Origin of the sequence: Martinezella calliandrae, assembly GCF_030272695.1 — a bacterium.
Lineage (GTDB): Bacteria > Pseudomonadota > Alphaproteobacteria > Rhizobiales > Rhizobiaceae > Rhizobium > Rhizobium calliandrae.
On record NZ_JARFYN010000013.1, the window covers coordinates 93,124 to 111,987 of the forward strand.

Here is an 18,864-nt window from a genome sequence, read left to right on the forward strand (position 1 = left end):
GTCTCATCTCGCCCGATCATGCGCAAGGTCGGTCAGGAGGCCGGCGGCGACAGTGATCCGGGCAAGGTTCGGATCGCCGCTTTCGCTAAGGCCGACAAGCTCTTCGGCAATGCGGTTGATGCGAATGCGGTCTTCGGCGTGCCACGCGAGGATCGGCTGCTTGTCCTTGGGATGATTGTTGAGCGCCGAGATGACGATGTCTCGACGGGCGCCGGCGATTTGATCGAGGCTGCGCGTCAAGGCCAAGCTTTCATAGTGATCGCCGGTAATGATGCGGCTGCCGGCAAGCAGCAGGCGGCCGACGCGGAAAGTCTGCGACACGGTGAAGTAGCTTTCGGCGGCGCGATTGAGTGTATCGCCGGTGCGCTCGGCGATCTGCATGATCTCCGGCACGAGGACGAGCGCGTAGATCGTCGCGATCTCGGAGGCGAGTTTCTCCGGAAGACCGGCGGCCTGGTAGTCCGCCTGTCGGGCGGTGATTTCGGCCGCGAAATCCGCGGGGATATGGCTGAGGAAGACTGGACGCAGCTTCTTCAATGCCGCTTGAAGCCGGCTAACTGTTTCCCCGATATCGCCTTTGGCAGCGCCGATCTTGAGCAGAAGGCGGGTGAGGGCGGTGTAGACCTCGGTGATTTCGCCGTAAACGCGGTTCTGCGTCTGACCGCCGACCTTGCCGTCCAATGCATCGGTTTCGTTCCAGAGTCGATCGAGATCGAAGCCGTCGCGGGCAAGCACGGCAGCCTTGACCACTTCGGCGGCAGACGCCGCCGTCGCATCCATCATGCTGACGGCAAAGCCCGGCCCACCGCGGTTGATCGCTTCGTTCGCGAGCGCTGTCGCGATGATTTCGCGGCGCAGCCGATGGCCGGCGATGTCGCCGGCATTGGAGCGCTGCATCTTAGCCGGAAAATAACGGCTGAGCGTTGCGGCGAAATAGGGGTCGTCCGGCAAGTCGCTTGCCGCCACGGCATCGAAGAGCACGATCTTGGCGTAGGAGAGCAGGACACCGATCTCGGCACGGGTGAGTGGCCGGCCATTGGCGTAACGCTCGGCAAAGGTCTGGTCGTCCGGCAGCGTTTCGACCTTACGGTTGAGCTGCTTGGCCGCTTCCAGAACGCTCATGAAGCGGCTGAGCTCCAGGCCGTTGCCGGTGCCTTTGCGTTCGGTCAGCGAGATCGCCAGCGACTGCAGATAATTGTTGCGCAGCACAAGCGTCGCCACTTCGTCGGTCATCGACGCCAGCAGCGTATCGCGCGCGGCGCGCGTCAGACGGCCATCGAACATGGCTGAGGCCAGCGCGATCTTGATGTTGACCTCGACGTCCGAGGTGTTGACACCAGCCGAATTGTCGATGGCGTCGGAATTGCATCGCCCGCCACCAAGGCCGTAAGCGATGCGGCCCTTCTGGGTAACGCCGAGATTGGCGCCCTCCCCGATCACCTTGGCGCGAACCTCTTCTGCCGTAACGCGGATCGGATCGTTGGCGCGATCGCCGACTTCCGAATCCGTTTCGGCGGGTGCCTTCACATAGGTGCCGATGCCGCCGAACCAGAGCAGGTCCACAGGGCTCTTCAGGATCGCCGTGATGATCTCGGCTGGCGTCGCCACCATCTTGTCGATGCCAATGGCGGCGGCGGCTTCAGGCGTCAGCGTTACCGATTTCGCCATGCGCGAGATGATCATTGCGCCTTTCGACAGGATGCTCTTGTCGAAATCCTGCCAGCTCGAGCGGGCGAGGTTGAAGAGCCGTTGCCGCTCGGTGAGTGTCTTTTCCATGTTCGGATCGGGATCGATGAAGATATCGCGGTGATCGAAGGCGGCGAGCAGGCGGATTTTCGGCGACAGCAGCATGCCGTTGCCGAAGACGTCACCGGACATATCGCCGACTCCGGCGACGGTGAAGGGCGTTGTCTGGATGTCGATATCCAATTCACGGAAGTGACGCTTGACGGTCTCCCAGGCGCCTCGAGCGGTGATGCCCATTTTCTTGTGATCGTAACCGGCTGAGCCGCCAGAGGCGAAGGCATCGTCGAGCCAGAAGTTCGCCTCCTGCGCCAAGGCATTGGCCGTGTCGGAGAAAGTAGCGGTGCCCTTGTCGGCAGCGACGACGAAATAGGGATCGTCGCCATCCAGCCGCACCGTATCCGACGGCGGGACGACATCCGTGCCGGAGATATTGTCGGTGATCGACAGCAGCGTGCGGATGTACGTCTTGTAGGCTTCGCGGCCGGTGTTGAAGATCTCGTCGCGGTTGCCGCCGACCGGAAGCTTTTTTGGATAGAAGCCGCCCTTGGCGCCGACCGGCACGATGACGGCATTCTTCACCTGCTGCGCCTTTACCAGGCCAAGCACCTCGGTGCGGTAGTCTTCAGCGCGGTCCGACCAGCGCAGGCCACCACGGGCGATCTTGCCGAAGCGCAGATGCACGCCTTCGACCTCGACACCATAGACGAAGATTTCACGGAAAGGCCGCGGCTCGGGTAGGCCATCTAGCAATTTCGGGTCGAGCTTGAAGGCAAGCATGGCCTTTGGCGTGCCGTCGGCGCTTTTCTGGAAGTAGTTGGTGCGCAGCGTCGCATCGACCGCGTTGACATAGCGTCGGAGAATCCGGTCGTCGTCGAGGCTTGGAACGTCGGCGAGTTCGGTTTCGATAGTGGCATGCAGCTCAGAAATCCTTTTCGCGCGGTTCTTGTCGCTGAGTCTGGGGTCGAGCGTGTCGTGGAATAGGCGAAAGATCGAAGCTGCGATGCGCGGATATTTGTCCAGCGTCGCAGCGATGTAATCCTGCGAATAGGCGATGCCGGCTTGGCGGAGATAACGGGCATAGGCGCGCAGGACATTGGCCTCACGGGCGGATAGATCGGCTGAGACGATCAGCCGATTGAAGCCGTCATTATCAATCGCGCCGCCGAACGCAGCGAGGAAGGCTTCCTCGAGCGCAGCCCCATGCCGAGCGAGATCAATCGTCACGCCGCCGCGGGCTTCCAGCTCCATGTCGTGGAGAACGAGATGGGTGGTCGCGCCATCCTTGGCGGTGACATAGATGTCGAAGGTTCGCTCGCTCAAGACGTTGAAACCGAGATTTTCGAGCAGAGGCACGCGGCGCGACAGCGCCAGATTGCCTTCGCCGTGGAAGATCTTCAGCGACAGGATATCCCCGGTTTCGTCCTTGCGGATGTAGAAGGCGATGCGGATCTGTCCGGCGCCGGTAATCGCCGTGATATCCGGCAGGTCGGCCACGGCGTCATCCGGCGAAAAGGCCTCCTGAAAGGCCTGGCTGACGGAGATATGCGGCGCCTTCGGCCCTGCCAGCATTTCGAAGCGGTCGTCCCAGCGAGCGGTGATGGCTCGGATCGCGTCTTCGAGCCTGGCTTGCGGAATATGCGGAGTCTTGCCGACGCTGCGGCCGATGATGAAATGCACACGCGCCACGCCGCCTTCCGGGAAGGCCGGATAGTAGGCGGAAACGCGACCGTCGTAGACGGTCTTCAGATAATTGCCGATCTTCTCGCGGACGACGGAATCATATTCTTCGCGGGGAACGTAAACGATGACCGAGACGAAACGGTCAAAATGGTCGATGCGCGGCAATGCACGCACGCGGGGCCGATCGGCAAGGTCGTTGATCTGTTCGGCAAAACTTGCGAGTAGTGTCGTGTCGATCTGGAAGAGATCGTCGCGCGGATAAGATTCTAACGTATTGTCCAGCATGCGCCCGGAGTGGCTTGCCGGGTCGAAGCCGAAGTGGTCCTTGACCTTCTGCACCTTGGAGCGCAGCAACGGCACTTCGGCGGCCGCGCTCGTGTATGCGGTCGAGGTATAGAGGCCGACGATGCGTAGCTCGCCGGTGACATTGCCGTCAGCGTCAAAACGCTTGACGCCGACATAGTCCATATAGGCGCGGCGGTGGACGACCGACTTTACATTGGCCTTTGTGACAATCAGAAAGTCCGGTCCATCGAGGAAGGCGAGGATTTCCGGTGTGGTGGTGACGGCATCCTTGCCCTGGCGCAGGACGCGAACATCGGGATTGGAGAGGATGCCGAGGCCGGCGCCGCGGTCGCGCTCCACCTTGGCGTCGGCGCCCTTGCCGGAATAGACATATTCGCGCATGCCGAGGAAGGTAAAATTGCCGTCGCGCAGCCAGGCGAGGAAGGCCAGCGCCTCGTCTCGATCCGCCTTGCGGCGGGCGGTCGCCTCATAAGTGGAAAGCTCCGCAATCACGGTGTCCAGCCGCGCCAGCATCGGCTTCCAGTCGGAAACGGTCAGATGCGTCTGATCGAGTACGGTTTGCACGCGCTTAATCAGGTCTGCCGCCTGTGCCGCGGTCAGCGGCGACAAATGCAGTTGGATATGGCTGACGCGATGGGAAGGATCGCTCGGCTGATCGGCGGAATAAAGCGCAGGCTGCTTGCCGTGCTCGACGACGAGGATCGGGTGCACGGCCATGTAAAGGTCGCGATAGGTGCTCGTCACCTCGCCCATGGACGATTCGTAGAGGAAGGGCATGTTGTGGTCGGTGATCGACAGGATCGACACGGGCACGCCGTCGGGCTCGATATTGGCAATCTGCTCAATACTGACGCGCGGAGAAGTGCCGCTCCAGGCCGCCAGTTCTCCGGCCGCATGCACTGAAGCAAGGGAGAGCATTTCCGGGCTGTAGCGCTCCAAATCGTCATTGCTCGCCCGGCCGAACAGAATCTCGGGATCGAGATGTGCCTCGCCGGTCGCGGCGGCGATCTTGCGCGCCGCTTCGATCTGCTTTTCGCGCTTTGGATTAATCCTGGATGCCATGAAATTCCTCCCATATTTCAAGAGTTTTGGTCACTTTATCAGAAGGTCTACCGAAAAAACTGGCAAAATGAATGCGGATTTCATTGCTTTTCGACCGATCTGGCCACGAATTTTGAAGATTCTTGCTGGCCCGAAAGATCTCACTGCAAACCGCATGAAGATTGGGGCAAAATTGATGGCATTAGCTAGTCAACAGAGGGTTTCATGACTCTGTGAACTGCAGTTGACAGAGTGACGATAAAGAGATCATCAACGCGCCATCGAAGTCGCAAGATCATAATTGGAAGCAAATATCATGTCGGATTCTGCGGCAGGCGCCGTTATCGTCATCTCCAGCCATGTTGTCAGAGGTTCCGTCGGCAATCGCGCCGCCGTCTTCGCGCTGGAAACCTTGGGGCATCCGGTTTGGGCGCTGCCGACCGTCGTTTTGCCTTGGCATCCCGGTCATGGCCGTTCGACGCGGCTGACCTTCAACGAGGCGGATTTCGACCACGCGATCGACGATCTTATCGCCGCACCCTGGCTGTCGGAGGTGAAGGCTGTGCTGTCGGGTTACTTCGGCAATGCCGCGCAGGCTCGCTCCGTCGCCCGACTGGTGATGGCTCTGCGGGAAAAGAACCCCGATCTCTTCTATGCCTGCGATCCGGTGATCGGCGATGCAGGCGGGCTCTACGTATCTGAGGCAACCGCGGAGGCAATCCGCGATCACCTCATTCCGCTGGCTTCACTGGCTACGCCCAACCGCTACGAGCTTGCCTGGCTCGCCGGTGCGCCGCTTGAGGATAACAATGCCGTCATGGACGCCGCCTTGGCGCTCGGACCATCGCGCATGCTGGTGACGTCGGCCGTGCCAATGATGACCGGCGGCATCGGCAATCTCTATCTCAGCGGCCGCAACGCGCTGTTGGCCGAACATCGCAGCATCGACAATGCGCCGAACGGGCTCGGCGACCTGCTCTCGGCCTTGTTTCTGTCGCGGCTTCTTTCTGGCATGGATGAAGAGCGGGCGCTGCAATTGACCACGGCCAGCGTCTACGAAGTGTTGGCGCGGGCAGTCAAACGTGGCAGCGACGAGCTGACGCTCGCAGCAGACGCATCCAGCCTGGCGACGCCGATGGCGATGGTGCAGATGCGGCACCTGCTGCACCCCGCGCAACGACGGAAAAAGTAGCTATCCAGTATCCCAGGGAGGTTTTTGCGGTGCAATAGTTGCCATCGGCCGTGCTGCACTGTAATTCAATGTCATGAGCTTCCCTACCTCCCTTCTGAACGGCTATCGCAACTTCATGAGCGGGCGTTATGTCGACGAGCGCGAACGCTATCGCAGCCTGGCGGAGGAAGGCCAGCAGCCAGCGACCCTGGTGATTGCCTGTTCCGACAGCCGCGCGGCACCGGAGACCATTTTCGATGCTGGTCCTGGAGAGCTTTTCGTCATCCGCAACGTTGCCAACATGGTGCCGCCGTATGAGCCGGATGGCCATTTTCACTCGACGTCTGCAGCTCTGGAATTCGCGGTACAGTCCCTGAAGGTCTCGGATATCGTTGTCATGGGGCATGGTCGCTGCGGCGGCATTCGTGCGGCGTTGGACCCGAATGCCGAGCCGCTGTCGCCGGGCGATTTCATCGGCCGGTGGATGGCTCTCGTAAAGCCGGCCGCCGAGCAAATCCAGAGCAATGACGTCATGACGCCGGGCGAGCGTCAGACGGCGCTGGAGCGCATATCCATCCGCAATTCTCTCAATAATCTGCGCAGCTTCCCCGATATCCAGGCGCTGGAAGAGGAAGGGAAATTGAACCTGCACGGGGCATGGTTCGATATCTCGACCGGCGAGCTGTGGGTGATGGACCCGAAGACACGCGATTTCATCCGGCCGGAAATTTGAGATTAGAATAGACAAACGAAAAAGGCGCTCCGCACTATTTGGTCGAAGCGCCTTTTGTTGTTGTTTCGCCGGATTACTGGCCGTCGATCTGCTTGCCGATATAGGCGATTGCCTGCTGGTAGACCACTGCATCGTTCCAGCCGCCGATCGCTGCGAAATTCGGTTCGCCGGGCTGATAGCCGAGACCCGGCTGCCAGCCATGGCCCCTCAGGAAGTTTGCAGTCGAGGCCAGCGCGTCGGCACGGGAGCCGACCAGATCGACCTTGCCGTCGCCATCGCCGTCGACGCCGTAATTGACGACGTTCTTCGGCATGAACTGCGTCTGGCCGATTTCACCATGGGCCGCGCCGCGGGCGGACGGGCTGAGATAACCTTCGCCGACGAGCTTGAGGGCGGCATAGAGCTGATCGGTGAAGAAGTCGGTGCGGCGGCAGTCATAGGCAAGAGTCGACACGGCTGAGAGCGTATGCTGGTCGCCCATGAAGCCACCGAAACCGGTTTCCATGCCCCAAATGGCGATGATCGGGCCGGCGGGCACGCCGAAGCGCTTCTCGATTTTTTGGAACAATGCGGCGTCGGCCTGTTTCATTTTCCTGCCGCGGCTGATGATCTGCTGGCCGCCGCGCTTCTTCATGAACTCGTCAAAGGAAAGCTTGAAGCTCTTCTGACCGCGATCGGCGCGGATGGTTGGTTGATTGTAGTGAACGTTGGCAAAGGCTCGATCGAGGACGGAGGCGCTGACGCCCTGGGCCTGCGCTTCCTGTTTGAATTGCTGTACCCAATTCTCAAAACCGGCAGAGGAGTTGCCGCAAGCTGCTGCATTCGCCGCAAAGGGCGTTACCAACAGCAACCCGCCTGCCACGAGAGCTGCCATTCCAGACTTTGTCATGCGCATTCAGAGTCCCCGAATTCTTACCGCGCGAGGCGCGGTAACTGTTTTCAATGGCGCATTAGCCTTGCATCTTCTGGGCTTATGCGCGGTCTTGTTGTCACCGGACCATGCCAGTATCCGGCGATTCTGTCATTATCACGTTTTAGCGATCAATATTTTCGCTTCACGTGAAACATTGGTAACTTTGCAAAAGCCCCGCCTTTCGTTCCGAAATGGCGAGGCTTTTCATTGATTCCTGCTTAGCCAGCAAAGGTTGAAAAACCGTAAATGGTTTATAAACGGTTTATGCGGCCTGCCTGCGAGGCTTGACCAGACCGCGGTTAATCAAGAGTTCGGCGATCTGGATGGCATTTAGTGCAGCGCCCTTGCGCAGATTGTCGGAAACGACCCAGATGTTGAGACCGTTTTCGACTGTCGCGTCCTCGCGAATGCGGGAGATGTAGGTAGCGTCCTCGCCGGCGGACTCGTAGGGCGTGATGTAGCCGCCGTTTTCACGCTTATCGATGACAAGGCAGCCCGGCGCCTCGCGCAGAATATCGCGGGCCTGGTCAGCGGTGATTTCGTTTTCGAACTCGATATTGACCGATTCCGAATGGCCGATGAAGACTGGCACGCGCACGGCGGTGCAGGTGACCTTGATCTTCGGATCGAGCATCTTCTTGGTTTCGGCGAGCACCTTCCATTCTTCCTTGGTGTAGCCGTCTTCCATGAAGGCGTCGATGTGCGGGATAACGTTGAAGGCGATACGCTTGGTGAACTTCTTCGACTCGATCGGATCGGCGACGAAGACGGCGCGGGTCTGATTGAAGAGCTCGTCCATGCCGTCTTTGCCTGCGCCAGATACGGATTGATAAGTGGAGACGACAACGCGCTTGATCTTGGCGAAGTCATGCAGCGGCTTCAGGGCCACTACGAGCTGCGCGGTCGAGCAATTGGGGTTGGCGATGATGTTGCGCTTGGTGAACTGGGTGACAGCGTCCGGGTTGACTTCCGGAACGATCAGCGGCACGTCGGCGTCATAGCGCCAGGCCGAGGAGTTATCGATGACAACGCAGCCCTGGGCGCCGATCTTCGGCGAGAACTTCTTGGAGACATCGCCGCCGGCCGACATCAGGCAGATATCGGTGTCGGAGAAATCGTAATTTTCCAGGTTCGAGACCTTCAGCGTCCGGTCCCCGAAGGAAACCTCGGTGCCCTGCGAGCGGGCCGATGCCAGCGCTACGACCTCGTCAGCCGGAAAACCGCGTTCGGACAGGATGTTGAGCATTTCGCGGCCAACATTTCCGGTCGCGCCCGCAACTGCAACTTTGAAACCCATTTCACAAGCTCTCTTTCTCTTCTCTCCTCTTGGGCGAGGGGGGAACCGCGGTCATGGCGACCGGTTCCTGTCCCCGGCCGGGCCGGGGAGAGAGCGGCAGGCCAGAGACGTCAGACGGTTTTCGTCGTCGTTTTGGCCTTGGTTTTGGAAGAAACCGGAAAACAGAACTCCCATCCGGCGATTTCCGCCAGGTGACTGAAGCTATCGATCTGTTCGAAGCGAAGCATGGAGGCCTTCCTTTTCCGTCGCCGGTTCTAAGAGGTTTTCCACAGGAGTCAAGGATTTTGCGTCCCCACCTCCGTGGGAACGCGGAAATCAGGGCGAACTTTTAACGATTGGTACGCGTGGATTCGAACAGGAACCACGTGCGGCGTTCCGTCTCGTCCAGCCAGTTTTCAAGCAGGCTGGCGGTGGCGAGATCGCCATATTCATCGCAGACGTCGTGGGTGGCGCGAATTTCGGCTGCAAGCTTGAGATTGTCGTCGGCCAGTTCGGCAAGCATGTCCTGAGCGTCGACATATTCGGCATCGTTGTCGGGAATGCGCTGCAGCTTGGCGATATGACCGATCGAACGCAGCGTGTTGCCGCCGATCTTTCTGGCGCGTTCGGCAATAGGATCGGTCATATCGAAGATCTGCTCGCCCTGCTCATCCAGCAACAGGTGATAATCGCGAAAATGCGGCCCGCTCATATGCCAGTGAAAATTCTTGGTCTTGAGATAAAGGGCAAAGACATCGGCCAGCAGCGCACTCAGCGCTGCGGAAATATCACGCGTCGCTTCTTCGCTGAGGTTGGTATGAGTGTGCAGTTTTGATCTGGTGTTGGCGGTGTTCATGGTGACGTGCTCCGTTTCGTTGCTCGCAACAGCGATCTTTCAGAGGATTTCTCAGGAACTATTGGCGTGCGCCCTCGTGTGGGATCGCATTGCAGACAGGATCTGTCTTGAAAGTTTTCACGGTCAAGATGGTCGTTTCGCAGCAAAATAGACTGCGGGGATCTGCGGAAAAACCCGAACGAAAGGATAGTAGGAAGACGGAGACGGTTTGGCAATTGTTGCCGGATGCGATCAATCGGGCTGGAGCCATGACGTACTGAATAATGCCGCTCCCCTTGCCAGGAGGGGAGCGGCTCCCAGCTATAGGGGTTACTTTAGGCCGCCGCCGGCATAGAGGGTTTCGCCCGTCAGCCAGCCGGAGTCCTTCGAGGCGAGGAAGACGGCGATCGGGGCGATATCTCCAGGCTGCCCGAGACGGCCGAGCGGCGTCTGCGAGACCATATGCTTTTCGAAATCGCTGCCGGCAACGCCCGCCGCAATGAGGCCTTCAGTCTCGACGCCACCGGGCGAGATGGTGTTGACGCGGATGTTGCGCGGACCGAGCTCCTTGGCGAGGATCTGGGTAATCGAGGTCACGGCCGCCTTGGTCGCGGTATAGACCGCCGAGGTCGGCAGGTTCATGGTGACAGCGGTCGAGGCGATGTTGATGACGTTGCCGCCCTCGGGGCCAAAATGTTTGACCGCTTCCTGGGTCGTCAGCAACGTGCCGAGAACATTTATGTTGAATTCACGATGGAATTCCTCTTCGGTGATCTCTTCCAGCGCCTGAAATTGATAGACGCCGGCGTTGTTTACGAGGATGTCGACGCCGCCGAAAGCTTCCTTGGTTTCAGCGAAAAGGCGCTTCACATCGGCGGTTTTTGAAACGTCGGCATGAGCCGCGATCGCCTTGCCGCCCTTGGCGATGATCTCGGCCACGACCTTGTCGGCGCCTTCGCGGCTCGAGGCATAATTGACCACGACAGCGGCACCGGCTTCGCCCAGTGCCTTGGCGATGCCCGCGCCGATGCCTTTCGATGCTCCGGTCACGACCGCGACCTTACCTGCCAGCTTACTCATGTTATCTCCTGTCGAGATGATCGTTAGATAGTTAGACAAAGATCGAATTATTGGCGCAGACCAGGCCCGGACTTGGCGGCCTTCATCCCGTCAGTTCGATATTTAGATAATCATCTAATTGATACAAGAGGAGGGGAGCGGTGCGAAAGGAAAATGTCGGGAAAAATGGAAAATGATTGTCAGATAGTACCGAGTTCCGCCATGTAGGCGTTCAGAATATCGCGCCGAAGCACCAGGCTTGCAAACTTGCCGTCCCGTAGGATCTCGATAAGACCGGCGTTCTCGAGTTCCTTAAGGTGATGGGAAATCGTGGCGGCGCTGACCGTATGGCATTGCGCCAACACGCTGCACGGCATCGGATCGTCGGTACCGCCGATCTCTTTCAGTATCTGCACACGACGTGGCTCAGCGAGCGCGCGGGCAATCAATCCTATCTGCCTTTCGCTCAGTCGTGTATGCCCTGCATCGGTCATTGTCGCCGCCACATCGCAAACGGGATGGATTTCCCGCAAATTCGCCGTTCCAGATATATGAATGCCGGACATGGTTGGCAATCGTTCAGGGTTTTGTGGCGACGAGGCCATAGAAAATCCGCGAATGATTTTTCGTGAACTATGAGGCCGACCCTCGTGGTTCGAGGCTTTGCCGCTTTCGTTGACGCTTTGGCATCAAAGCACCTCACCATGAGGCGGAGCGACGATCGAGGTCAGCTCAAGGAAAGCCCTCACCCTAAGAAGCGAAACCCGAAGGGTGAAGCCTCGAAGGACGGGGGGCGGATACGGGAAACGATCCCTACTTGCTCTTCAGCAAAGGCAATCTCGGCACCGGCCAGCCTGTCTCGTCGATGCGAAAGAGCAGGCCGTAGCGGGAATAGATGATCGCCATCATGAAGGAAAACCAGCCGCCGAGCGCGAGGCCGGCGATCACATCGCTCGGATAATGCGCACCGATCATCACGCGTGTCGCGGCGAGCCAGAGGGCACAGGCGGCGAAGATATAGCGGTAACGCGGAAAGAGGAAGGCGAGTGCGACGAAGAAGGCACCGATGGTCGTCGCGTGGCCGGATGGGAAGCTTTCGAAGCTGGCATGGCCATTAAAGGGCGAGAAGCCGAAAGGACCCCAATCCACAAAATGGGTCGGACGTGCGCGGCCGATGGCGCGTTTTAGGAGATTGGCGATGATGCCCGAAAGCGTAATAGTCGTCAGTAGATAGCCGCCGATCTGACAGATGCGCAGAGCCTGGCAACGACTGCGCGGCGACTGCAATAGACGGCTACCGGCCCAGCCTTCGAAGAACAGGAAGGCGCTAAGCAGGATGATCCAGCCGGATTCGCCGAAATTGGTGAGCAGCTTGCCGAAGAAATGAATGGGCGGAGCGATGTTCTTGATGTTTGCGCCGACCGGCCAGTCGAACAGCAGGGCCGCGAGCAAGACGACATTGGCGGTCAGGAACAGGCAGACCTTCCAATGCGAAGGTGCAAAACCGCTCTTGTTTCGCCGCCACCGCCTGTCGAGAGACGTCAAGATCGCCTGCATATCCACCGCCTCGCCGCCATTTTCATCAATCAATGATTACGCGTAGCAGGCTCCTGCCACAGTTTTTTAAAGGATTTGTGACGGTCGCTGGACCAGCGAAGCCGATGGTTCAGCCGCGGGCGCGGCCAACCATCCTGTCCGGTCGAAAAGACCAGGCCGAACCGGCAAAAGAGGATCGCGACGGCGAAGGCGATCCAGGCGCCGAGCGCGAGACCAGCGGCGACATCGCTGGGATAATGGACGCCGATGATGATGCGCGAGGCGCCGAGCCAAAGGCCGATGCTGACAAACAGCAGCCGGAATCGCGGGAAAAGCAAGGCCAGAGCGGCAAAGAGCGAACCCACATTGGCCGAATGCGCGGAAGGAAAGCTCTCGAAGAGAAAGTCGCCGCGAAAGGGCTGGAAACCGAGAATGCCGTATTGATCATAAAGCGGGGGTCGTGCACGACCGATCGCGTATTTCAGGAAATTCACGATAATGCTGGTGGAAAGAGCCGACAGACCGACATAGGCAACCATCTGGATGAGATAGGCGGTGCGGTAACGCCTGTGCGTCGGCGAGCGTCGTCGGGCGACGAAAAGGACGACAGCAAACACGACGGCGATTGCGGAGAGAATCGAGACCAGCCTGCCGATATCGGTGACGGCGCCTGCGACAGCGATCAATCGGGGCGAGAGGTTCTTCGCAGCTTGCCCAAGCGGAATGTCGAAGACGAAGAATGCGAGAATGACGATGTTGATAGCCGTCAGCGTATAGCCGAGCCAAGGGAGGCGGCTATGATGGTGGCGGCGAACGTGATAACGCCGCGCCAGTCTTTGCCAGGGTCGCAATTGCCGCCGGATTGAACTCACCGGCGGCGATGTCGTTTCCGTGTTCATGCGAGGGGAAATAGGAGTCTGCCGTGTTCAGTTCAACAAAAAAGCCCTCGCTCTTTCTTACCGAGCGAGGGCCTTGAATGTTTCACGTGAAAAATCAGGCACTGCTTATGCCGACAGAGCCTTGAATTCGGCGAGGATGGCGTCGCCCATTTCGACGGTGCCGACCTGACGGCTGCCAGCGGACATGATGTCGCCGGTGCGGATGCCGCTGTCGAGGACGTTGGCGATCGCCTTTTCCAGTGCATCGGCGTCGGCGACGAGGCCGAAGGAGTAGCGCAGGCACATGGCGAAAGAGGCGATCATGGCGATTGGGTTGGCGATGCCCTTGCCGGCGATATCAGGCGCTGAGCCATGCACGGGCTCATAGAGCGCCTTGCGCTTGCCGGTCTTGGCATCTGGAGCGCCGAGCGAGGCGGATGGCAGCATGCCGAGCGAGCCTGTCAGCATGGCGGCAACGTCGGAGAGCATGTCGCCGAAGAGGTTGTCGGTGACAATGACGTCGAATTGCTTCGGCTGGCGCACGAGCTGCATGCCGCCGGCATCGGCGAGCATATGCTCGAGCTGCACGTCGGCATATTTTTCTTTATGCGTCGCGGTAACCACCTGGTTCCAAAGCACGCCCGACTTCATGACGTTGCGCTTTTCCATCGAGCAGACGCGATTGTTGCGGGTGCGCGCCAGTTCGAAGGCGACGCCGGCAATGCGCTCGATTTCGTAGGTGTCGTAAACCTGCGTGTCGATGCCGCGCTTCTGGCCGTTGCCGAGGTCGATGATCTCCTTCGGCTCGCCGAAGTAGACGCCGCCGGTGAGCTCGCGGATGATGAGGATATCGAGGCCGTCGACCAGCTCCGGCTTCAGCGAGGAGGCCGATGCTAGCGCCGGATAGCAGATGGCCGGGCGCAGGTTGGCGAACAGCTGGAGATCCTTGCGTAGACGCAGCAGGCCGGCTTCCGGGCGCACTTCATAGGGTACGCTGTCCCACTTGGGGCCGCCGACGGCGCCGAAGAGCACGGCGTCGGCCGCCAGCGCCTTGCCCATGTCTTCTTCGGAAATGGCGGCGCCATGTGCATCATAGGCGCAGCCGCCTACGAGGCCCTCATCCGTGACGAAGCCGGCATTCTTCGCCTTGTTCATATAGGCGATGATCTTGCGGACTTCGCCCATGGCCTCGGGGCCGATGCCGTCGCCCGGCAGGAGGAAGAGATTGCGCACTGTCATGGAAAAGCCTCCGCAAAAGAAAAAGTTGCGGGGTTTTTAGACCTGCAAATGCGGCTTTTCAAGCGAGGAAGGCGGTGAAGCGGTACGGTTTTCGGGCTTTTGAAAGCAACCACCCGCCCTCGCCCTTCAGGGCCCTGTGGGCCAACTCAGGGTGAAGGCTGAGCGTGTCGACGACGCGATGGAGCAATGATGCGGCAGGCTGCGATAAGCTCGCAATTGCAGTAGCTAGCCTGGTCGTCGTCGAAGCAACCGGCGGCTGCGAGATGCGGAAGGCGCGCACGTTGATGGCGGCCGGCATTGCGGTTGCCGTCGTCAATCCCCGCCAGGTCCGCGACTTTGCCAGAGCCGGCGGCCGATTGGCCAAGACCGATCAGGTCGATGCCGAGGTCATTCTGCACTTCGCCAAGGCGATGCGGCCGGCACAAATCCACCATATCGACGACGGCCGCATTGCCTTGGCCGCGCTGGTGGCACGCCGTCGTCAACTCATCGACGTGCCCGTTGCCGAGAAGAACCGCCTCGAACATGCATCTGCGGATATCGCCGCTTTCATTTACGAGCTGCTTGCCTCCTTCAAGGCGCATCTCATCCGCATCGACACGGCCATCGAGGCTGAACCCGATATGGCAGGACGGCGCAACCTCCTGCTCTCCGTTCCCGGCATCGGCGAGACCACAGCCGCCATTCTGATCGCCGAACTTCCGGAACTTGGCAGCATCGACGACAAGAAACTGGCCGCTCTGATCGGCGTCGCGCCCATGGCCCACGACAGTGGTGCCATGCGCGGCCAGCGACACATCGGCGGCGGACGATCCGCCTTGCGCCGTGCGCTCTACATGGCAGCCCTGTCGGCCATTCGTTGCTCAACGACAACCACGACCTTCTACACAAGGCTGTGCGATGTCGGCAAACCGCCAAAGGTCGCCATCGTCGCCGCCATGCGAAAGCTCGCAACCATCCTCAACACTACCCAGTGGGCAGAGCCTCGAAGGACGAGGGTGGCCTCCGGTCCTTCGACGGGCTCAGATGAGGGCGGGGTGAGTTGCGAGCTAGTCGCTAAGCTAGCCCTTATGGTGAGGGCCCGAAGGGCCGTCGCGAACCACGAGGGCGGGTTTCCGCTTACTCAGCCAGGCACAGCGAAGCGAGGTAGGCGGCCGATTCCGGGATCTTGGACTTGTCCTTGATCTCAATGATCAGGCGCGGATTGCTGTCGAGCTTGGCAAGGGCGGCGAAGACGGCGCGCCAGTGGATGTTGCCTTCGCCGAGGCTCCAATGACGGTCGGCGTAACCATCGGCATCCTGCAGATGGATGTGCTGCAGGCGATTGCCGGCGGCATGGACGTAGTAGTCGACCGGTGGTGCGCCAGTGTAGCCGTGAGCGTACTGGGCATGGCCGGTGTCGATCGAAACGGCGACGGCCGGCGAATTGAAGCTGTCGGCGAGACTGACGCGGATATGCGGATCCTTGTCTTCGATGTTTTCGATGACCATGGTCAGGCCGATATCTTCCGCGCGCTTGACGGCTTCCTTGAGCGTCAAGTGCGTGTATTCAATGATCTTTTCGCGTTCGCCCTTGTTGTTGTCGAAGTTGTTGTAGGACCAGGACGTATACGGGCTATGAATGACCATCTGCGTGGCGCCGATATTGGCGCAGACGTCGAGGGCCTGCATCAGGCGCTTCGAAACGACCGCGCGAATATCCGGATCCTGCGAGGCGATGATGAAGCCCCAGAACGGTCCGTGGATGCCGAGACGCCCCTGATGGCCGTCGAGCAATTTCCTGGCGCGCTCGGCGAGCGGCGCCCAGTCGCCGTTCAGGATGTCGGCTTCGACGAAGCTCTGCAGTTCCAGATCGCGCGGCTTTGCGAGCAGCCAGTCGCGGTGGATTTCGACGTCGGCGAGCGTCATGGCGGCGCCAACAATAGGAAGAGAGGTCATGGAATGCTCCGTTCGGGAGGGGAAGAAGAGGGGCAGGAAAAGCCGCTTGGGCTTCCGCAGAGGCTATATGAACCCGCTTCTTGTCGGAGATATTACAGACCGACCAAAGTCATGACCTTATGCGACGGAAACAAAAAGCCGGGCGATGAAGCCCGGCTTGGAAACGCAGATGCGATGATGAAAATCGATCAGGCAGCCCAGGGACGGGATGCGGCGTTCGACTTTTCGAAGCTGTCGATCGACTTGGCCTTTTCCAGTGTCAGACCGATATCGTCGAGGCCGTTCAACAGGCAATGGCGCTTGAATTCGTCGAGCTCGAACTTGAGGGTGCCGCCGTCCGGGCCGGTTATTTCGAGGTTTTCCAGATCGACCGTCAGTATGGCGTTGGAGCCGCGCGAGGCGTCATCCATCAACTTGTCGAGGTCTTCCTGGCTGACCTTGATCGGCAGAATGCCGTTCTTGAAGCAATTGTTGTAGAAGATGTCGGCGAAGCTTGTCGAAATGACGCAGCGGATGCCGAAGTCGAGCAGTGCCCATGGGGCATGTTCGCGCGAGGAACCGCAGCCGAAATTGTCGCCGGCGACGAGGATCTTGGCGTTCTGATAGGCCGGCTTGTTGAGGACGAAATCCGGGTTCGGCGAGCCGTCTTCATTGTAGCGGGCTTCAGCGAACAAACCCGTGCCAAGACCGGTGCGCTTGATGGTCTTCAGATAATCCTTCGGGATGATCATGTCGGTGTCGACATTGACGACCGGGAGGGGTGCTGCGACACCGGTCAACTTCACGAACTTGTCCATGGGGGTCCTGCCTTCAATTTTCGTCTATGCACGAATTAACCTGCCAATAGAGCAAATCCCTGGAAAAATGAAGGGCAATCTTGGAAATGCTCCGAAATGGGCGGTTCAGCCGCAGTTCCGCAACTCAGCAATCGCGCGCGGCTGAGCGCATTGGAAAACAGCGAGGAGCCGCCCTGCCCTGATCTTGTCTTAGAGGTCGATGATCGTGCCGCGGCCATCATTCCAGACGCGCATTTCGCGCTGACCATTAGCCTTGGCACGGACCGGAGCAGGCTTCATCCGCAACGAAATCGCGCGGCCCACCATAAGCACGGTGAGAATGCCGCCAACGGCAAGCGTGAGCGAAACGGTAAACAGCGCCAGGGCTGCAAACACGGTGATGCCGGCAAGCGCGATAAACAAGGAACGGATATTCTGCATGGTGAGACCTCTCTACACATAGCAATGTGGTCCTGTCTCCCTCCCTCTGCAAGAGGAGCATGGCTTTTTGTTGTCTTATACGTTGTTATCTTGCCTGATGGCTGAAAGCGCGGCAAAACTCTATCATGACCCGCGCCGTCTCTCCCCGTTCCGTCCGCCTGCGCCGCTCGGTGCTGAGTGTTCCCGCGATCAATCGCCGTGCTCTTGAGAAGATAGCCAGCCTGGATTGCGATGCGGTCATCTGCGATCTCGAGGATTCCGTGGCGCCGGAGAAGAAGGCGGAAGCGCGGGAGAATCTGCGGAGTTTTTTCGCCGCTCAGCCGCCTCCCGGTCGGGCCGGCAAAGAGTGGATCATCCGCATCAATAGTTTGTCATCCGGTTTTGGCGCGCATGATCTGGAGCTGGTGCTGGCGCTCGAACCGGATGCGGTTCTTCTGCCCAAGATCGACGAGCCGCAGGATGTGACTGTTGTCAGCGACAGGCTTGCTGAGGCGGATGCGCGGGAGGACCTGCGGATCTGGGCGATGATCGAGACGCCGCGCAGCATCTTAAACGCCGCGGCAATAGCCGAGGCCGGCCGCACGCCTGGGAGCCGCCTTGATTGCTTCGTCGTCGGTCTCAATGATTTGCGCAAGGAGACTGGCGTGCTGCCGCAGCCGGGCCGCGCGTACCTCGTGCCCTGGCTGATGCAGGTGGTGCTGGCCGTCAGCGCCTATGGGCTCGACGCCGTCGACAGCGTCTTCAACGATTTCAAGGATTTCCAGGCCCTGGACGCCGAATGTGCCGAGGGCCACGCTATGGGCTTTGCCGGCAAGATGCTGATCCATCCGAGCCAGATCGACATCGCCAACCGGCATTTCGGCCCGAACGAGGCCGCTCTTGCCGAGGCGAAAGCCATTATCGCCGCTTTCGCCGATCCGGCGGCGAGCGGCCTCAACGTGGTGAACCTGGGCGGGCGCATGGTCGAGCGGCTGCATCTTGTCCAGGCGGAAAGACTGGTCCATAAAGCTCGCTTGATTTCAGATCGCCATCGTCCTTCGACAGGCTCAGGATGAGGGCTAATGGGTTACGAAAGACGATTTGATGAAACTCTATCGCTTCCTCAGCGGACCGGACGATTCCTCCTTTTGCCACAAGGTAACCGCTGCGCTGAACAAGGGCTGGGAACTCTCGGGCTCGCCGACCTATGCCTTCAATGCCGCGACCGGCCTGATGCAGTGCGGCCAGGCGGTGGTCAAGGAAGTCGAAGGCAAAGATTACGATCCGGAAATGAAGCTTTCTGAGCAGTAAGCCTAT

Annotated in this window: 16 protein-coding genes and 1 pseudogene; 5 read left to right on the forward strand and 12 right to left on the reverse strand. The window is 59.6% G+C overall.

What is annotated here, in order from left to right:
- Nucleotides 1-3: 3 nt before the first annotated feature.
- Entirely contained in the window at nucleotides 4-4,794 is a 4,791-nt protein-coding gene (locus tag PY650_RS12510; RefSeq protein ID WP_285879583.1) for an NAD-glutamate dehydrogenase, read from the reverse strand.
- 295 nt (nucleotides 4,795-5,089) lie between these two features.
- Here PY650_RS12510 and pdxY point away from each other — a divergent pair, with 295 nt between their 5' ends.
- Nucleotides 5,090-5,965, forward strand: coding sequence for a pyridoxal kinase PdxY (gene pdxY, locus PY650_RS12515; RefSeq protein ID WP_285879584.1), 876 nt, complete (start codon nucleotides 5,090-5,092; stop codon nucleotides 5,963-5,965).
- Nucleotides 5,966-6,038: 73 nt separating this feature from the next.
- Complete coding sequence (locus PY650_RS12520) at nucleotides 6,039-6,677, forward strand: carbonic anhydrase (RefSeq protein WP_285879586.1); 639 nt, start codon at nucleotides 6,039-6,041, stop codon at nucleotides 6,675-6,677.
- Nucleotides 6,678-6,750: 73 nt separating this feature from the next.
- On the opposite strand, the gene PY650_RS12525 is transcribed toward PY650_RS12520, so the two are convergent.
- The 8 genes from PY650_RS12525 to leuB all read right to left on the reverse strand — a co-directional run bounded on the left by PY650_RS12525 (nucleotide 6,751) and on the right by leuB (nucleotide 14,413).
- The gene (locus PY650_RS12525; RefSeq protein WP_285879587.1) at nucleotides 6,751-7,572 is read right to left on the reverse strand and encodes a lytic murein transglycosylase; all 822 of its coding nucleotides are present in this window, start codon (nucleotides 7,570-7,572) and stop codon (nucleotides 6,751-6,753) included.
- Between the two features lie 280 nt (nucleotides 7,573-7,852).
- Nucleotides 7,853-8,887 (reverse strand): aspartate-semialdehyde dehydrogenase, encoded by a 1,035-nt coding sequence (locus PY650_RS12530; protein WP_285879588.1) that lies wholly within the window; start codon nucleotides 8,885-8,887, stop codon nucleotides 7,853-7,855.
- Between the two features lie 328 nt (nucleotides 8,888-9,215).
- A complete protein-coding gene (locus PY650_RS12540; protein WP_285879589.1) occupies nucleotides 9,216-9,722 on the reverse strand; it encodes a Dps family protein in 507 nt (168 codons plus the stop codon).
- 309 nt (nucleotides 9,723-10,031) lie between these two features.
- Complete coding sequence (locus PY650_RS12545; RefSeq protein ID WP_285879590.1) at nucleotides 10,032-10,781, reverse strand: SDR family NAD(P)-dependent oxidoreductase; 750 nt, start codon at nucleotides 10,779-10,781, stop codon at nucleotides 10,032-10,034.
- 179 nt (nucleotides 10,782-10,960) lie between these two features.
- Nucleotides 10,961-11,254, reverse strand: a complete 294-nt coding sequence (locus PY650_RS12550) for a winged helix-turn-helix domain-containing protein (RefSeq protein WP_285879591.1) — start codon at nucleotides 11,252-11,254, stop codon at nucleotides 10,961-10,963.
- 319 nt (nucleotides 11,255-11,573) lie between these two features.
- A complete protein-coding gene (lpxE, locus tag PY650_RS12555; RefSeq protein WP_285879632.1) occupies nucleotides 11,574-12,317 on the reverse strand; it encodes a lipid A 1-phosphatase LpxE in 744 nt (247 codons plus the stop codon).
- A gap of 29 nt (nucleotides 12,318-12,346) precedes the next feature.
- Nucleotides 12,347-13,168 (reverse strand): phosphatase PAP2 family protein, encoded by an 822-nt coding sequence (locus PY650_RS12560; protein ID WP_285879592.1) that lies wholly within the window; start codon nucleotides 13,166-13,168, stop codon nucleotides 12,347-12,349.
- A 132-nt stretch (nucleotides 13,169-13,300) separates the two neighbouring features.
- A complete protein-coding gene (gene leuB / locus PY650_RS12565; protein ID WP_285879593.1) occupies nucleotides 13,301-14,413 on the reverse strand; it encodes a 3-isopropylmalate dehydrogenase in 1,113 nt (370 codons plus the stop codon).
- Between the two features lie 176 nt (nucleotides 14,414-14,589).
- Here leuB and PY650_RS12570 point away from each other — a divergent pair.
- Nucleotides 14,590-15,405, forward strand: a pseudogene (locus PY650_RS12570) (IS110 family transposase); the annotation flags it as partial.
- Nucleotides 15,406-15,532: 127 nt separating this feature from the next.
- Here the strand turns inward: PY650_RS12570 and PY650_RS12575 are convergent.
- From PY650_RS12575 to PY650_RS12585, 3 genes are all read right to left on the reverse strand, one after another.
- Nucleotides 15,533-16,351 carry a sugar phosphate isomerase/epimerase family protein gene (locus PY650_RS12575; protein ID WP_285879595.1) on the reverse strand — a complete coding sequence of 273 codons (819 nt, stop codon included), beginning with the start codon at nucleotides 16,349-16,351 and terminating at the stop codon, nucleotides 15,533-15,535.
- Nucleotides 16,352-16,539: 188 nt separating this feature from the next.
- The gene (leuD, locus tag PY650_RS12580; protein ID WP_285879596.1) at nucleotides 16,540-17,148 is read right to left on the reverse strand and encodes a 3-isopropylmalate dehydratase small subunit; all 609 of its coding nucleotides are present in this window, start codon (nucleotides 17,146-17,148) and stop codon (nucleotides 16,540-16,542) included.
- Between the two features lie 189 nt (nucleotides 17,149-17,337).
- The gene (locus PY650_RS12585) at nucleotides 17,338-17,568 is read right to left on the reverse strand and encodes a hypothetical protein (protein ID WP_133709258.1); all 231 of its coding nucleotides are present in this window, start codon (nucleotides 17,566-17,568) and stop codon (nucleotides 17,338-17,340) included.
- A 125-nt stretch (nucleotides 17,569-17,693) separates the two neighbouring features.
- Between PY650_RS12585 and PY650_RS12590 the strand changes: the two genes are divergently transcribed.
- Nucleotides 17,694-18,623 (forward strand): HpcH/HpaI aldolase/citrate lyase family protein, encoded by a 930-nt coding sequence (locus PY650_RS12590; RefSeq protein WP_285879597.1) that lies wholly within the window; start codon nucleotides 17,694-17,696, stop codon nucleotides 18,621-18,623.
- 28 nt (nucleotides 18,624-18,651) lie between these two features.
- A complete protein-coding gene (locus tag PY650_RS12595) occupies nucleotides 18,652-18,858 on the forward strand; it encodes a DUF1737 domain-containing protein (protein ID WP_285879598.1) in 207 nt (68 codons plus the stop codon).
- Nucleotides 18,859-18,864 lie beyond the last annotated feature (6 nt).

What these genes read in the sequence shown, in the direction of transcription:
- PY650_RS12525 (WP_285879587.1), bottom strand. Translation starts at nt 7,572, where the DNA reads ATGCGCATGACAAAGTCTGGAATGGCAGCTCTCGTGGCAGGCGGGTTG.
- PY650_RS12530 (WP_285879588.1), bottom strand. Translation starts at nt 8,887, where the DNA reads ATGGGTTTCAAAGTTGCAGTTGCGGGCGCGACCGGAAATGTTGGCCGC.
- leuB (WP_285879593.1), bottom strand. Translation starts at nt 14,413, where the DNA reads ATGACAGTGCGCAATCTCTTCCTCCTGCCGGGCGACGGCATCGGCCCC.
- PY650_RS12595 (WP_285879598.1), top strand. Translation starts at nt 18,652, where the DNA reads ATGAAACTCTATCGCTTCCTCAGCGGACCGGACGATTCCTCCTTTTGC.
- PY650_RS12510 (WP_285879583.1), bottom strand. Translation starts at nt 4,794, where the DNA reads ATGGCATCCAGGATTAATCCAAAGCGCGAAAAGCAGATCGAAGCGGCG.
- PY650_RS12540 (WP_285879589.1), bottom strand. Translation starts at nt 9,722, where the DNA reads ATGAACACCGCCAACACCAGATCAAAACTGCACACTCATACCAACCTC.
- lpxE (WP_285879632.1), bottom strand. Translation starts at nt 12,317, where the DNA reads ATGCAGGCGATCTTGACGTCTCTCGACAGGCGGTGGCGGCGAAACAAG.
- PY650_RS12585 (WP_133709258.1), bottom strand. Translation starts at nt 17,568, where the DNA reads ATGCAGAATATCCGTTCCTTGTTTATCGCGCTTGCCGGCATCACCGTG.
- leuD (WP_285879596.1), bottom strand. Translation starts at nt 17,148, where the DNA reads ATGGACAAGTTCGTGAAGTTGACCGGTGTCGCAGCACCCCTCCCGGTC.
- PY650_RS12545 (WP_285879590.1), bottom strand. Translation starts at nt 10,781, where the DNA reads ATGAGTAAGCTGGCAGGTAAGGTCGCGGTCGTGACCGGAGCATCGAAA.
- pdxY (WP_285879584.1), top strand. Translation starts at nt 5,090, where the DNA reads ATGTCGGATTCTGCGGCAGGCGCCGTTATCGTCATCTCCAGCCATGTT.
- PY650_RS12575 (WP_285879595.1), bottom strand. Translation starts at nt 16,351, where the DNA reads ATGACCTCTCTTCCTATTGTTGGCGCCGCCATGACGCTCGCCGACGTC.
- PY650_RS12590 (WP_285879597.1), top strand. Translation starts at nt 17,694, where the DNA reads ATGACCCGCGCCGTCTCTCCCCGTTCCGTCCGCCTGCGCCGCTCGGTG.
- PY650_RS12520 (WP_285879586.1), top strand. Translation starts at nt 6,039, where the DNA reads ATGAGCTTCCCTACCTCCCTTCTGAACGGCTATCGCAACTTCATGAGC.
- PY650_RS12550 (WP_285879591.1), bottom strand. Translation starts at nt 11,254, where the DNA reads ATGACCGATGCAGGGCATACACGACTGAGCGAAAGGCAGATAGGATTG.